This is a genomic window from Sphingopyxis sp. GW821-FHT02C12, assembly GCF_059421785.1.
Map to the genome: position 1 here is coordinate 645,746 of NZ_JBWKVQ010000002.1, position 14,802 is coordinate 660,547.

A 14,802-nucleotide genomic window follows, 5' to 3' on the forward strand; every position below is an offset into this window, starting at 1 on the left:
CAGCGGCGGACGGGCGCGGACCATGCCGCCGGCCCTGCCGGGGCCGACCGGTGCCCGACGAAGGTCGCGCCGGCCTATCTCTGGCAGGCGATGATCGCGGAGATGACGGCAAGCGTCTCTTGCGGGTCGCGGACGCGAACGGTGTCGAGGCCGATCTGTTTGGCCGGATAGTCATTGCCCCCCGGGAAGATCGCGTCGCCGATGAACAGCATCGCGTCGAGCGGGAAGCCGCTCGCCTCGGCAAGTTTCTTCAGCCCGTAACCCTTGTCGACGCCTTCGCGCGTGATGTCGATCGACGTGGCGCCGCCCATGTTGATCGACAGGCCCGGGAGCCGGGTCGTCAGGTCGGCCTGGATGATCTTGCGCTTCGCGAAATCGGGATCCCATATCTCTTTCGCGTGGATCGGAGCCTGTTGCCCGAGCGCGGAGAAGGTGATCTGGCTGCCGCGATCCTCGATCCGTTCGCCCCAGGTTTCCTCGGGTACAAATCCGGTCGCTTCGAGCGACGCGTCGAAGGCTTGCAGGATATGGCGCTTCTGCTCGTCGTCGAAAAGCTCCGCATAGACGGCCGCCCACGCGCCCTCGCGATGCGTGTAGAGCTTGGTGCCGGTCGTCGGCATCAACCACAGGCGAAACCGGTCGGCGCGAGCCGGGAGGCGGCTCGCGACCTGCTTGTCGAACTGGGGCCAGTCGCCCCCCGAAATGACGGCGACATCGGCGACTTCCAGCAGATCCGCCAATGCCTCTCCCATTTCGGCCTCGAGCGGCTGCTTGCTTTCGGCGAGCGTTCCATCGAGGTCGAAGGCAATGAGTTGTTTCATGCGATAAATTCCTTGGAGGGGCCGTGCGATATGCGATGGGCGGCAGCGCGCGCCGCGTCGATGACGATCCGGACGCGCAGAAGAGGAACATTGGCCCGCTTCGAGCCTTGATGAAGCATCGGCGGGGCGGCCTCGAGGTCGCGAAGCCGCTCCCGCGCCGTCAACCGGAGTGCCCGATGCCATTCGAAACCGATCGCCTGATTTTTGGCTCCGACGATGTCGATCTCTCCCGTTCGCCGCTTGCGGGCTCGCTCGATGCCGAAACCTTTGTGCTCGGCGCTTTCAATCCCGGCCTGACCCGTCTCGCGAGCGGCAATTTGCTGATGATGGTGCGCGTAGCCGAGGCGCTGCGCGAACCGGTCGCGAACGGCCATGTCCACAGCATAAGATGGGACGCCGGTCGCTATGTGCGCGATGCCTGGCCGCTCGACCTTTGCGATACGTCCGACCCGCGCACGTTTCTCGTGCGCGGCGGCGCTTGGCAGGTTATCGCGCTGACATCGCTTTCCTGGCTCCTGCCGGTCGAGCTGACGCCCGACGGGCTCGATATCGTCGCGATCCATTATGACCGCGCCATCGCACCCGCGGCGCCCTTCCAATGCTATGGTATCGAGGACGCGCGCATCAGCCGCGTCGACGGCCGATGGCTGATGACCAGTTGCTCGGTGAGCCCCGAGCGCCATTCGACGACGCTCTACAGTTCCGACAACGGTCTCGACTGGCGCTTCGAAGACATTGTCCTCGATCATCAGAACAAGGACATGCTGATCTTCGAGGGGCGGATCGACGGGCAATACTGGGCCCAGACGCGCCCGCTCGGCAGTCTCTATTTCGCTTACCCGCCGGGAAGCCCGTGGCGTGCGGGTCCTTCGATCAACCTCGCGACCTCGCCCGACGCGCTGCACTGGAAGCCCCATCGCGAGCCCGGCCTGCGCCCGCATGCCGACACCGTTGCGACCGCGCGAATGGGCGGCGGAACGCCGCCGATCCTGACGCCGGACGGTTGGTTGACGCTCTGGCACGGGGTGGAACCGAAGGAGATCGTGGGCATCTATCGCACCTATTGGTCCCTGCTCGATCCGGACGATCCGTCGCGGGTCCTGCGCGGTGACCATGGTCCGCTGCTCGAGGCGAACCCCGAGCTTACCCGGCCGATCGAAGACAGGATATATGTTCGCGATATCGTCTTCACCACCGGGATCGCCGATGCCGGCGATCATTATATCGTCGCCTCGGGTGAATCCGACCTCGCGTGCCGGATCACCCACATTCCGAAGCACCGTTTCGGCCTCTGATCCGGCAGCGCCCGGCAGGTTCATTCGCGCAGCGCAGCCGCCGCGCGAACCTCTTGCGATCGGGCGAGCGGCATCACGAGAATATCGTCGCCGTCGACGACCACTGCGACATTTTCCATGCCGATGAGCGAGACGCGGCGCCCGTCGGCGCGCACAAGGCAACCCCTGCTGTCGTGAAAGAGCCCGTCGCCGCGGCAACTGTTGTCGGCCATATCGTGCGCGGCACGGCTGTGGACGCCGTGCCAGCTTCCAAGGTCGGACCAGCCCATCGACACCGGTACGACGGCCACCCGGTCGTGCTTCTCCATGACGGCATAATCGATCGAGACGGCGGGCGCCGCCTCGAAGCTGGCGAGGTCGGCATAGCGTGCGGTGCCGTCGTCAGCCCCGTTGGCCAGCGCGTCTTCGGCCGCGGCAAGGATGTCGGGACAATGGACGCGCATCGCGTCGCGCATGGCCCCGGCACGAAACAGGAATATCCCTGCATTCCAGCTGTAGCCGCCGGCGGCGATCATGGCCTTTGCGACATCCAGCCGGGGCTTTTCGACGAACCGCTCGACGGCGAAGCCGGTGTCGCCGATGGCCATGCCGCTCGCGATATAGCCGAAGCCCGTGTCGGGACAGTCGGGCGCAATTCCGAAGGTCACGATCCAGCCGTCGCGCGCGAGCTGCGCGCCCTGTTCGATCGCGACGTGAAAGGCCGGAACATCGTCGATAATATGATCGCTCGGCATGATGAGCAGCAAAGCATCGGGCGCCGTCGCCGCGACCGCGAGCGCGATCGCGGGTGCGGTGTTGCGGGCGGACGGCTCGACGAGCAGCCCGATCCCGCGTCCGCCTGCCTGCTCGCGAACCGTCTCGACGTGCGAGGCGCCGCAAATGACCAGCGGGTCGGCGAAAGCCGGCCCCGCGACGCGAGCGAGGGTCTGCGCGAACGGGCTTTCGTCGTCGACGATATCGAGGAACTGCTTCACGCGGGCGCCGCGGGACGCAGGCCAAAGGCGCGTCCCGGCACCCCCGCAAAGGATGACGGGTTGGATCGGCGCGCTCATTCGCAGTCTCCTCAGTGGGCGAGCGCCAGCGCCGGCGCCGGTGCCGCGGCAGGAAGCGGACCCGTGCCGGCGCTGCGCCAGTCCGGGGAATCGGCTATGGCCTCGCGCCAGAACATGTCGGCCATCGTCCGATAGGCGAGATGAAAGGCGAGCACCGACTCGGCACCGCTGTTGCGATTGACGCCGCGCGGGGTGAGCCCGTCGAAGCAGCGCCCCGTCCTGGCATCGCCCAGCGGCAGGTGGCGGTCGTTCCGGCCGAGGAACCAGGCGTAGGCGGTCTCGGCGTGCGTCGACCAGAGCGCGTTGCCCGTGGCGGCCGACGCGGCCGCGCAGGCCGCGATCGTCGCCCACGCCTCGAGCGGCTGCTGGTCGAAAGGCAGGCTTTCGCCAGGCTTGCCGAAGCTTTCGGATCCGACCGGACGGAAATGACCGTCCGGCGCCGTTTGGTACGTGGTCAGCCAGGCCAGGGCGTCGAGACCGGTCTCCACGAGCGGAACCGACGGCAGCCGCCTCCCGGCGCGGATGAGCGCTTCGGCGAGACGCGCGTTGTCGTAAGCGAGATCGGCTTCGAACCAGTCCCAGCCGGGACGGCGTTCCGCTTTCCATAGCGCCGAGAGAAAGGCCGCGCCGCGCTCGACGATCGCGCGCGCCTGTGCATTTCCGGGGTTGTGCCCGAGCCGGTCGTCGGCGCCGAGCATCGCGAAGGCAATCGCCCGCGGATTCTCGAACTGCTCGAACATGGCGGCGCTTCGATCGAACCAGCTCGCCGCCCAATCGCGCATAGCGGGCGCCGCGGCGTGCGCGGCGGCATGGCCCAGCGCCCATAATGTCCGGCCATTGCTGTCTTCCGACCCTGCGTCTTCCAGCCATCGGCGGTCATAACCCATGAAATTGCGGAAGCAGCCGCGCTCGGCGTTCCATCCGTGCTGGATAAAGCTCGCGAAGGTTTGCGCGCGCGACGCCGCTTCTTCCTGCGCTCGCGGCGGCAGGCTGTGCACGAGCATGAGCGCGCGCGCATTGTCGTCGATGCAGTAACCATGCGCGCGGTCGGGGACGAAGTGGTTGCAGTGCTGGAACATGCCGACTTCGTCGCAGAGCGACCATGCGCCCTCCAGCGCAGGCGCGGCGCGCCCGCGCGCCGTCGGTCGATCGCGCCGGGTGACCCCGTCGACCAACGCGCCGCACGTCTGCGCGACGACGGTCCAGGCGGTCCGCCGGCCGCGGGCATAGGCGCGGCGCTGAAGCGCGCGCCGTTCGTCCGGGACCGCGAGAAGCAGTAGCACCGCCTCCGCGATCGCCTCGCTGTCGGCGCCGGGGAGCAAGATGCCGACGTCATCGGCCAGCAGTTCGCGCGCATGAACGAACGGGGTCGATACGACCGCGCGGCCCAGCGCGACGGCATATGCCAGCGTGCCCGAGGTGATTTGCTGAAGATTGGGGTAGGGGGCGAGATAGATGTCGCAGAGTTCAATCTGGTCGAGCAGTTCGCCGGTATCGAGGAAGCGATTTTCCCAGGCGATATTATCCGCGACGCCGAGGCTCTCGGCGAGCCGTTCGAGGCTTTGCCGATAGGCTTCCCCCTCGGCGGCGACCAGGTTGGGATGGGTCGCGCCGACGATCCGGTAGAGAATATCGGGATATTGGGCCGTGATCGCCGGCAGGGCCCGGATCGCCGTTTCGAGGCCTTTCCCCGGCCCGATGAGACCGAAGGTCGAGAGAACCGGTCGGTCGGCGATTCCCGATGTCTCGCGCAGCGGCGTGACATCGACAAAGGGGCGATCGGGCGTGCCATGCTCGATATGGACGATCTGGTCGCTGCTCGCTCCGTAGACGTCGCGCAGGATTTCGCGGCCGAAATCGCTCATCACCACAAGCTTGCTTGCGCGGGCGATCAGTCGTTCCATGACCCGGCGCTGGTCGGGGTTGGGCTCGGCGAGCACCGTGTGAAGCGTCACGATCAGCGGCGCGGCAACCCGATCGACCAGCTCGAGGACCATATCGCCGGCGACGCCGCCGAAAATGCCGAACTCATGCTGAAGCCATATCGCACTCGCGCCGCTGTCGTTGATCGCCTCGGCGGCCGCGCGATAGCTTGCGGCCTCCTGCTCGCGGATCGTGCGCGCCACTTCGGCGCCAAGCGCCCGATCGCCTTCGCCGCACATCGCATAGACGTCGATGGCGAGATCGGGCCGGACCGCGCGCAGATGATCATGGATGTCCGCGGTAAAGGTCGCGATGCCGCATCGACGCGGCCGGAAACAGCCGATCAGGGCCACGCGCGCGGTCGTCTCGATACCGCTGGCGGCAAGAGGGACATCAGAGACGGGAACATCGTTTTCGCAAACATTCCGGAAAAAACGGTCTTCGCTGTCGTGCTTCATATCCGTCCTCGTGGCTGGTGTTCCCTGGCACGCGCGCGCCTTCCGCCTCGCTCGCGGATGCGCGCGAAGAAGACGCCGGCCGCAAGACCGGGCTCGGGAACTGGCTGATTGTGTGCATGCTTAACGCGGCACATGCGTTCGGGTTGCAGTGCAACATGACGGGATCGGGAAATAAAGCCCCCCGATTAACTCAGGTTATAACGATTCCGCCTCCCGGCAGCCGGGCCACCGGAAAGGCGCTGCGCGGCCAAACCATGCGAATTCCGCGCGCTACGGCGGCAAGCTGTCGCTGCGCAGGCAGCACCGGCCGGGCCGCGCGGGAGTCGGAAGAGACCCCCGTTGCTGCTATAAGGAGGCGAAGGGAATCGGGTCGCATCCGATGGCTTGCACGGCTGCCGGCGCAATCGCGGGTGATTGCGCCGTTCGCCAGGCCGACGCCGGCATGCGTGCCGTCTCGAATGCTTGAGGATCATGGCCATGGGCGCATTTCATATGATCGTCACCGACGCGTCGGCGCGACATCGCCGCGTCGATTTTCATGCGGACAGTCCCGAACAGGCTTTCCTGTTGGCCCGCAACGAAAAGGACGGCGTCGAGGTCGAGCTGTTCGAAGGCGAACAGCTCCTCGCCCGGATGACGAAATCGGGCGCCAATATGTGGCAGATCGGCGGCGTGCGAACGGCCCGCGCGCCGTCGCGGCGCGAAACCCCCGCCATGGCCGGCGCCGGGGCCGGATCTTCGTCCGCCTAGCGTGACATCGCCGCTTTCGAAGCAGCGACAGCGAGGGCGAGGCTGCCCGGCCGTGCCCGGCGGCGCACCTTGCCCGGTCGATTTTGATCGGGCGACGGGAACGTTGCGGCGCGAAGACCATTTGCTTTTCTCCCCGATCGCTTCATCGTGCGCGACCTGTTGCCGGTGGAAGGCGACGATATGAAAGGTCGACACCATCCATGCTGATCTGCCGGCCCGAGCAGTCCCCGCTTAAGATTCTTGATGAAAAGCTGACGGCCGATCCGGGTCGTGTGGTGCTGCGGCCGTTCCACCTTGCCTGGCAGTCGAACGTCTCGGAGCCCCCGCGCGCGGCGCAGCTGGTAAGCGACATTCTCGGTCTCGACGACGATCAGGCCGAGCTCGAACTCGGATTGATCTGGAAGGATTTCTCGGAGCGCCACTGGCAGATCGGGGAGATTTTCGACGAGCGCTATCGCGAAATCTCGGAAGACCTCGATCTCGACGATCAGGCGGTGTCGCCCGTCAAACGCCGCCTCATCGGCGCCTATTTCTGCCACGAATATAGCTATGCCGCCGCGGCGCTCATGAACCCGAGCATCGTCCCGCATCCCGATCAAAGCGGTCTTGGCGGCGAGCAGCTCCGCTTTATCATGTCGATGCGTGCGGTTGGCGAAGGGCATATTTCTTCGGTCGCCTTCCGCGAGGGGATCATCGGTCCGGGGGCCGGTTTCCAGCTTTGGCCGCAGTCGGGACCGGCGATGGCGGCCGTCGCCGACGACCGTCACCAGATGGGCCCCGACGAGGCGGTCAGCGTCCATCGCCACGCGGGCAGCGCGATTTCGAACAGCGTGTTGTTCCCCGTTACCGAGGCACAGCGCAACGGTCTCGAAGACCTTCGCCTGGTCCGCTTCGTCGAGGACGATGGCGAGATCGAATATCTCGGCACCTACACCGCCTATTCGGGTCGCGCGATCCGGTCGGAGCTGCTCCGGACGCGGGATTTCAGCAGCTTCTGTCTCGAACCGCTCCGGGGGCACGCGGCGCGGCACAAGGGGATGGCTCTTTTCCCGCGCCGTATCGACGGCCGTTACCGGATGGTCGCGCGCCAGGACGGGAAAAATATCACGATCCTGACGTCGGACAGCCTCGATGAGTGGAACGACGAGGGGCAGATCCTCATCCGGCCCGAATTTCCCTGGGAATTTGTCCAGATGGGCAACTGCGGCAGCCCGATCGAATGCGACGAAGGCTGGATTTTGCTCACCCATGGCGTCGGCGCGATGCGCAAGTACAGCCTCGGCGCCGCGCTCCTCGACCGCGAAGATCCGTCGCGGGTCATCGCGCGGACGCGCTGTCCGATCCTGTCCGCTGCCGAGAGCGACCGCGAAGGCTATGTGCCGAACGTCGTGTACACCTGCGGCGCCACCCGCGTCGGCGGGCAGCTGTTCATCCCTTACGGTATTTCGGATAGCGCCATCGGCTTTGCGACCACCACGATCGAGGCAATGCTCTCCGCGATGGACTGAGCGGGCAGGGCAGAATGCCAGGCGTCACCGCAACACCCCGCGCGTTGGCGCGGTCTTCGGGGTCATCCGCGCCCGCCTTCTGCAGGCTGCGATGCACCGCCGCGCCGTGACGAAAGCTCCCTTCCACCGGCGAAGTCTCAGAATATCCCGAGAAATTTCTTGCGCTGCTTCTTCTTGCCGTCGGCCGACTGCTTGCCATCCTCGGACTTCGCGGTGGTGCCCTTGCCGACATCGTCGCGCGGCTTGCCCTTGCTGGTACGCTGGGCCGCCGCGGTGGCGCCCGCGAGCACCGGACCGCACTGCGCCGCCTTCGCATCGCCGGGATCGATGAACGGAATGATCAGGCCCACGGGGCTCGCAAATATGCCGAGGCCGAGCGCCGTGCCGGCGCGGCCCGCGAGTTCGTCGCTGACGGGATCGATCTTCGGCGCCGCGAAATAGCCGCCGACACCGACCGGCGACTGCCCCGAAAAGAGGCTGAAGGTCTTGCCGTCGGCGCGCACCGCCATGTCGATCGCCTCGCTGCGGAAGGAGAAGCCGCCGCGGCCGAGCATCACATTCTTCTTCGTGTCGATGAGGATCGGGTCGGCAGCCGCGATCCCGCCGCGCACGGTGAAGGCGATCACGCCGCAGTTGATTTCGACCGGCTTCTTGAGCTTGTCCTGGAACATCTTCTGTACGAACGTCCCGAGATCGAGTTCGGCGAGCTGGATGTTGCGTGTCCAGAAGGTGCCTTGCGGCAGGACGAATGCGATCCGGCCGTTCGACGTCGCGAGCGATTCGCGCACGCTGTCGCCGAAGCCCACCATCCGGATGCGGCCGCTGACGGTGCCCGTCGTGCCCGACTGCTCGGTTCCGAAGCGCGCGAGCAAGGTACCGAGCCGCGTCGGCGACAGGCGGACGTCATATTCGGTGCGCACGACGGCGGGGCGCGCGTCGATCGCGATGTCGCTTTTGACCGTGCCGCCCGCGACGACGAAATTGAACGGCTTCAGCTCCATCAGCCCGTTCTTGAGCGCCAGCGTCAGGTCGACATTGCTGATCGGAAAGCTCTCGGCGCGCACCCTGGTGACGCGGTAGCGGACGTCGGCGTCGAAGCGCTTCAGCGCCGCGGCGCGAAGCTGCGCGTCGGGCAGAACCCGCGGGCGGCCGCCGACCGTCTCGATCGTGCCGCCGGTGCCCATCCGGTCGAGCCGCTGCGGATCATATCCGACGAACGGGCCGGCATCGATGATGTTGAGCGAACGGGTGGCGAGGTCGGCCTTGAGATAGAGGCGCCCCTTGGGCTGGCTGACCGCGAGCGAGCCCGCGAGATCGCTGTCGCCGAACATCCCCTTCATCCCCGTGAGCTTCCAGACCTCGTTTTCATAGGTCAGCGCGGAGGTGAGGCGGTAGGCGCGCGTGTCGGGGATCGCGACGCCGAGGAAGTCGAACATGCGCGACAGATTTCCGCCGCGCGCCTGCAGTTTGAGATCGGCGCCTTCGAGCTCGGTCGGCCCCGGTAACGTCCCCGACACATCGAGCGTGTTGCCGAGACCGACCGCATGGAGGGTCAGCGCGTTCTTGCCTCCGGCAATCGTCTCGTTCGGCGATTGGAGGCCCCCCGACACGGTGAAGGGCTGCGCGCGCATCGTCCCGCGTCCGGAAAAGCCGATATCGTCGCTGATGCGCGTGCCCGTCGCGCGTACCGTGTCGACGTCGATGTCCGCGAACAGCTGCAGTCGCGGGTCGCGATAGGTGAGGCCGCTCCGGGTGATCGCAGCGCGGCGGATCCGCGGCAGTTCGAGCGGCTCGGGCGGACGGTTCGGGTCGCCGAAGGTCCAGCTGTTGCGCTTGTTCCCGGCATCCCATTCGAGCGCGAGCTGCGCGCCGTCGAGATCGGCGAACCGCAGGATGCGCTTGCCGAAGATCAGCGGCAGCGTGGCAACCCGCGTGTCGATTTTCTTGGCCGTGAAGAACTTCTTTTCGCGCGCCCACGCCGGGTTCGCGATCCGGATGTCCTCGGCATAAAATTTGACGTTGAACGGTGCGAAATAGAGCTGGAAGTCGCCGCCGACATCGACCTGGCGCTCGAGCTGCGCCGTCGCGAACCGCTCGAACGGGCCCTTGAGAAAGCGGCCTTTGGTGATGAAGAGGATAAGCCAGATCGCGAAGAGGATAAGCAGGATGAGCGCGACCGTCCTGATCGCGATCCGGAGCGGGCGCGGGCGCCGTTCGAGCCAGGCGGGCGTGCAGGCGGTCCGTGCCCAGCGGCGCGGGCGATCGGTCCAGCGGAGGGCTGGCGCGCGGGCCGCCGAGGCGGCCTGACCGGAGCGCTTGTCCATGCGGCATCAATCCGCCGCGCGGAGCATCGTTCCTTTCATGGGTTGAGCTGGCGGGCGGATACCGCGCCCTCAGTGCGGTATCGCCAAGGTGGCAGGTGTGCGCCTGAAGTCGGCCGTTCATACTGATTTTTGGCGCCCCCAACAGCGGCCGTCCGTGGGGTGAGATTAGAAGCGGTTGCACCAACTGTTTGTCTCCGGCTCTCCGCCTGATCCGTCACCGGCCCCCGTTAAGAATGGACACGGCCCGCCTTTGGTCTGCAAAGGGCATGCGGGGATCTTGACCCAGTTGTTAAAATGGTGGAACATTACAAGAACGAATGGGGTGACCCTGTGGAGCCTTGTTCTCCATGCGATTTGCTGGCCTTTTCCAATTGCTCGTTTCAGCACGAGATCTCGTCCTGCGGGATATGTTCTCGATGGTGGCGATGTTCGGCGGTGCGGGCTCTGGCTCATTGGCGCCGCCTACGTTAAGCGAGCATATTGACCCTGTTCGCTGCAGAACCTTGGGGTCAACACGGGAGTGAAAATGCACATAACGCGCATTCAGGTTGAAGAAGGCTTTCTCGACGGACTGGACCTTCAACTGAGAGCTGGCTTGGTCACTCTGATTGGCGCCCGTGGCACAGGCAAAACCTCATTGATTGAGCTGGTCCGGTTCTGTCTCGATGTCCCAGGATATACGCAAGATTCGACGAGACGAAGTCGAGATCATGCCTTGTCCGTTCTCGGTTCGGGCCAGATCACCGTGACGATGGCCGACGGCAGCCGAGAGGTTACGGTCACCAGAACCGCTGCAGAAGAAGCGCCACGAAAATCTGCTCAGTTCGCGTCGCCGATCATACTCTCTCAAACCGAGATTGAAAATGTCGGCATGCAGTCTGGAGGTCGCTTGCGGCTCCTTGATGGCTTTCGGGATGATCGAGCGTCCGGCGATCGCGACGAGTCCGCAGCCGCTGCGGAAGTCCGTTCGCTGACCCTTGAAGTAGCTTCGATCCGAAAGGAGATCGAGGATCTTGAGCGTCGATATGCCGAGTTGCCCGCTATCGAAGCCAGTCTGGCGGAGCTTGCTCCCCAAGAGGCAGCATTGGCGGGCATTTCGGCAGAGTCGAACAAGAAAAGTGCGGAACTGGCTGCGATCGTCACTCAGACGTCAGCGGCCGGGGTCACACGAGAGGCGATCGAAACTTATAAAGCTCGCGTGAAAGAGATGGGAATTGCGCTCGCCCATGCGTCTGGCCCGCTCGACGAGAGATGGCCCGATGGCGTGACTGAGCGTTTGAACATTCCGCTAACCCGGCTTGCAGAGGCGCGGGGCCATATCGCCCGTGCAATCGCGGAACTGGCTGACGGCAATGCGCAAGCCGACATGATAAACGAGGAACTGCTGAGCAAGAACTTAGTTCTCGAGGAGCGTGCGCGAGAAATTCGGAAGGAGATTGAGCGACTGCAGGTGGGCGCCGGCGCCACGATGCGTCAAGGCCAGCAGCTCCGAGAACGCAAGGCGCAGTTGGACGCGGTGAGCGGCACGATGGAGGGACGCAGGACGGCGCTCGATGCTTTGCGAGCGCGGAGGAACCAATCGCTTGACCGATTGGATCAAATACGGAGCGAGCGGTTCGCGGCGCGTACGGCCGTCGTGCGTACTTTGAACGATGCGGTAGGCCCTCGGATCCGCCTTAAATTGCTGCGCTCGGGGCAGGTCGAAGGATTTTCCGCCATATTGGCGGACAAGCTCCGCGGTAGCGGGCTACGGTATAATGAGCTAGCTGATGTTCTCGCCAAGAGCATGAGCCCGCGAGAATTGCTCGAAGCGGTCGAAACCAACGATATCCAGCTAATCTCCGATGCCGCAAAAATCTCGTCCGACCGCGCTCTGAAAATCATCAACGGCCTGAAAGACGCCGATCTGGGCACCATTGGGACCTCTCTGGTCGAAGACGACGTTTGTTTCGAGCTCTTGGACGGTGGCGACTATAAAGACATTTCGGATCTCTCCACCGGACAGCGGTGCACAGTGATCCTGCCGGTAGTGTTGCAACATCGGGATCGGCTGCTCATCGTTGATCAGCCCGAGGACCATATTGACAATGCATTTATCGCCGACACCCTGATAAAATCGATCCTCCAGAGATCCCCGGAAGGACAGATCGTGTTTTCGACTCACAATCCCAATATCCCGGTGTTGGGTGCCGCTGATGTGGTCGTTCACCTTGAGAGCGATGGCCGACGCGGGTTTGTGGCATCCGCTGCTCCGCTCGATAATCCCACTACGGTCAATGCAATCACGACCGTCATGGAGGGCGGCGAGGAGGCATTTCGTCGCCGCTCCGAATTCTACCAGTCGCATCCGGCTTCATGACTCGCGCAGATGCTTTGCAGGCGCTCCAGACGGGATCGACGCACGCCCGGCTGAAGGCGGCCCGATTCCTGCTGAAGAACACGGAAAACGCGGACCTACCCCTCCTCAACCGGCTTCGTGCACAGGAAACCGATGTTTACGTGATCGCCGCGATCGATCTGGCGATAGAAACCTGCAAGAACAAGCGGCGCATGGCAACGCCCGTGCGCGCGGACGGCCCAGAAGGTGTGTCTGACGAGACGAGGGTAGAAATATATGGGCAAGCCGTGAAATGGGTGTCCGGAATGCTCCTTCATGAAATAGGATCTCCACTGGGCCTTCTCGAGGCTGCCGCCGTCCGCGAGCTCGGGGCGCGTTATGGAGGGTCAGCGGTGGAGCGTCGGATGCAAGCGATCCGAAATGCGTTTGATGCCATCGAGCAGCTTCAAACAGCCGCGACGCCCGCCAAGCCTACGCAATTCGATCTCGCCGACCAACTCAATCAGGCTATCTACGACGTTGCCAATGGGAGGGCCGACACCGTTTCCGCGCACGGCCAAGCGCCTCTGGCGATCAGATCGGATCCGAAACTGCTGGACTTAGCCTTCCGCAACGGCCTTCGAAATGCGCTCGAGGCAGTGGTCGGGATGGACCGTGACGACGCGAAGTCCCTTGTTGTCGTGAGCTGGGGCGCCACGGACACGGATGTCTGGGTCACAATCGTAGACCGAGGGCCTGGGCTTCCGGAGTCAGTGGAAAAGGCCTTCGACATAGGTCAGACGACGAAAAAGGATCATAGAGGTTTCGGCCTGGCGATTGCGAAGCAAGCGATGGATACACTTGGCGGCACGGTCATACTCTCTCGGGCCGCTGGTGGCGGAGCCTCGTATGAGCTGCGATGGGAGCGGACGTGAAAATATTGGTCGTTGAAGATGAGCAGGAGTTTGCCGACGAAATCTTGGCAGAGCTTGCCGCGCATATGCCCGCGCCCGTTCCCGACACGGCCACAAACCGTGAGGCAGCGTTCGCTCGGTTAGACGCCGAGATCTATGACTTTTTAATTCTAGACCTGCGCATCCCCACAACAGAGTCGGCGCTTGACGCCGATCCAGTGCACGGGCTCGCCGTCTTCACGCACGCACGCCGGGTCGCTCCGGGAACACCTATCCTCATACTTACCGCCACGTCGGGAGACGAGTATTTTCCAGAGTTGCTTGGGCAGGCCCGCCAGATCGACGTTTGGGGTAGGGGCGAGGTACCGACGGTCCAGTTCTTGAAGAAGATCAACTTCGCGAATCTGGGTACCCTGATTGGACCGCTGATCGCTGCCGTGGATGCGCTCGGTCAGGTTGAGATCGACTCTCCCCAATACGTATTCCCGGTCACCTATGCCCGCCTCATCAGGATCTTTGCCACGACGGTAGGGGGCGCGCGCTGTATTGTCTCCCCGCTTGGCGGCGGCCTCTCGGGCGCACAGGTCTTGCGCATTAAGGTCACGGATGCATCAGGGGCGACGATCCACAACGCGGTCGGAAAATTGGGCCCACTTCAGGAAATCCAGGACGAGGCGCAGCGATACGATGCGCACATCTCAAGGTTGCGGGCCGCGGCGACGCCGCGGAAGCTGATGCTGCTGAGATGGGGCGCGAAGGCTGATGCAGCGATCTTCTATCAGCTGGCTAGTGACTTTGTCGGAACGGCCTTCGATGCAGCAGGGTGGCGAAACGAAGCGACCACTCGGGTGGCGGCAAGTCTTGAGCAGATGACTGACGCGTGGTCAGAGGGGGTCGTCGAATCCGCGCATTTGGTTCGCGAAGTGCGCCAACGTGTTCTGGGCGACGATGATTTGCAGGCAATCGTCGATCGTCACGGTTTGGTCTGGGTAGATCATTTTGAGCGGGGACGCGCGCAGTGCATCTGGTGCTGCGTGCATGGCGATCTGCATGGCGAAAACGCACTTATCCTCGAAGACGGACAGTCCGTCCTTATCGATTACGGTGACGTCGACGAAGGCCCCCGCAGCCTAGACCCGATTTCTCTGGAGTTTAGTCTCCTTTTCCATCCGAAAAGTCCTTACGTGAACGGGCCGTGGCCTTCCGCGGCCCAAGCCGAAGCTTGGTTCGACCTCGAGAGCTATCTTGTCGACTGCCCGGTCCCGGAATTCGTCCGTTCGGTGAGGGAATGGGGATTACGGGCAGCCGCAGGACAGAGGGAATTTGCGGCCACCGCTTATGCTTATCTGATCAGGCAGCTAAAATACTCTACGACGGACGGCATCCGCGCGCTGCAATTGCTTGAAGGCGCGCGGGCCCTCTACGCAAGAACCTAGCCGG

11 protein-coding genes are annotated in these 14,802 nt (G+C 64.1%); 6 read left to right on the forward strand and 5 right to left on the reverse strand.

The features are described 5' to 3' along the window. Positions 1 to 74: 74 nt before the first annotated feature. Both AC07U1_RS18400 and AC07U1_RS18405 read right to left on the reverse strand, forming a co-directional pair. A complete protein-coding gene (locus AC07U1_RS18400; RefSeq protein ID WP_495178005.1) occupies positions 75 to 821 on the reverse strand; it encodes an HAD-IIB family hydrolase in 747 nt (248 codons plus the stop codon). After that, the gene (locus tag AC07U1_RS18405; RefSeq protein WP_495178004.1) at positions 818 to 1,195 is read right to left on the reverse strand and encodes a hypothetical protein; all 378 of its coding nucleotides are present in this window, start codon (positions 1,193 to 1,195) and stop codon (positions 818 to 820) included. Before AC07U1_RS18405 ends, AC07U1_RS18400 begins: the two co-directional genes overlap by 4 nt. On the opposite strand from AC07U1_RS18405, the gene AC07U1_RS18410 reads away from it, so the two are divergent. Then, a complete protein-coding gene (locus tag AC07U1_RS18410; protein ID WP_495178003.1) occupies positions 1,145 to 2,116 on the forward strand; it encodes a glycoside hydrolase family 130 protein in 972 nt (323 codons plus the stop codon). The genes AC07U1_RS18405 and AC07U1_RS18410 overlap by 51 nt on opposite strands. Before the next feature lie 20 nt (positions 2,117 to 2,136). Here the strand turns inward: AC07U1_RS18410 and AC07U1_RS18415 are convergent, their stop codons facing one another. Together AC07U1_RS18415 and AC07U1_RS18420 are read right to left on the reverse strand one after the other, a co-directional pair. Then, entirely contained in the window at positions 2,137 to 3,168 is a 1,032-nt protein-coding gene (locus tag AC07U1_RS18415; protein ID WP_495178002.1) for a mannose-1-phosphate guanylyltransferase, read from the reverse strand. Positions 3,169 to 3,179: 11 nt separating this feature from the next. After that, complete coding sequence (locus AC07U1_RS18420; protein ID WP_495178001.1) at positions 3,180 to 5,444, reverse strand: glycosyltransferase; 2,265 nt, start codon at positions 5,442 to 5,444, stop codon at positions 3,180 to 3,182. 582 nt (positions 5,445 to 6,026) lie between these two features. Here AC07U1_RS18420 and AC07U1_RS18425 point away from each other — a divergent pair. Both AC07U1_RS18425 and AC07U1_RS18430 read left to right on the forward strand, forming a co-directional pair. Then, the gene (locus AC07U1_RS18425) at positions 6,027 to 6,299 is read left to right on the forward strand and encodes a hypothetical protein (protein WP_495178000.1); all 273 of its coding nucleotides are present in this window, start codon (positions 6,027 to 6,029) and stop codon (positions 6,297 to 6,299) included. A gap of 275 nt (positions 6,300 to 6,574) precedes the next feature. Continuing rightward, positions 6,575 to 7,807: a glycoside hydrolase family 130 protein gene (locus tag AC07U1_RS18430; RefSeq protein ID WP_495197772.1), complete on the forward strand. Its 1,233-nt coding sequence runs from the start codon at positions 6,575 to 6,577 to the stop codon at positions 7,805 to 7,807. A 137-nt stretch (positions 7,808 to 7,944) separates the two neighbouring features. Here AC07U1_RS18430 and AC07U1_RS18435 read toward each other — a convergent pair whose 3' ends face one another. Beyond that, entirely contained in the window at positions 7,945 to 10,131 is a 2,187-nt protein-coding gene (locus tag AC07U1_RS18435; RefSeq protein ID WP_495177999.1) for an AsmA family protein, read from the reverse strand. A gap of 526 nt (positions 10,132 to 10,657) precedes the next feature. Between AC07U1_RS18435 and AC07U1_RS18440 the strand changes: the two genes are divergently transcribed. From AC07U1_RS18440 to AC07U1_RS18450, 3 genes are read left to right on the forward strand one after another with little or no spacing between them, the layout of a single operon-like run. Next, complete coding sequence (locus tag AC07U1_RS18440; protein ID WP_495177998.1) at positions 10,658 to 12,490, forward strand: hypothetical protein; 1,833 nt, start codon at positions 10,658 to 10,660, stop codon at positions 12,488 to 12,490. Further along, on the forward strand, positions 12,487 to 13,383 hold the full coding sequence (locus AC07U1_RS18445) for a sensor histidine kinase (RefSeq protein ID WP_495177997.1): 897 nt from the start codon (positions 12,487 to 12,489) through the stop codon (positions 13,381 to 13,383). Before AC07U1_RS18440 ends, AC07U1_RS18445 begins: the two co-directional genes overlap by 4 nt. After that, positions 13,380 to 14,798 (forward strand): response regulator, encoded by a 1,419-nt coding sequence (locus tag AC07U1_RS18450; RefSeq protein WP_495177996.1) that lies wholly within the window; start codon positions 13,380 to 13,382, stop codon positions 14,796 to 14,798. The genes AC07U1_RS18445 and AC07U1_RS18450 overlap by 4 nt, the downstream gene beginning before the upstream one ends. Positions 14,799 to 14,802: the final 4 nt, after the last annotated feature.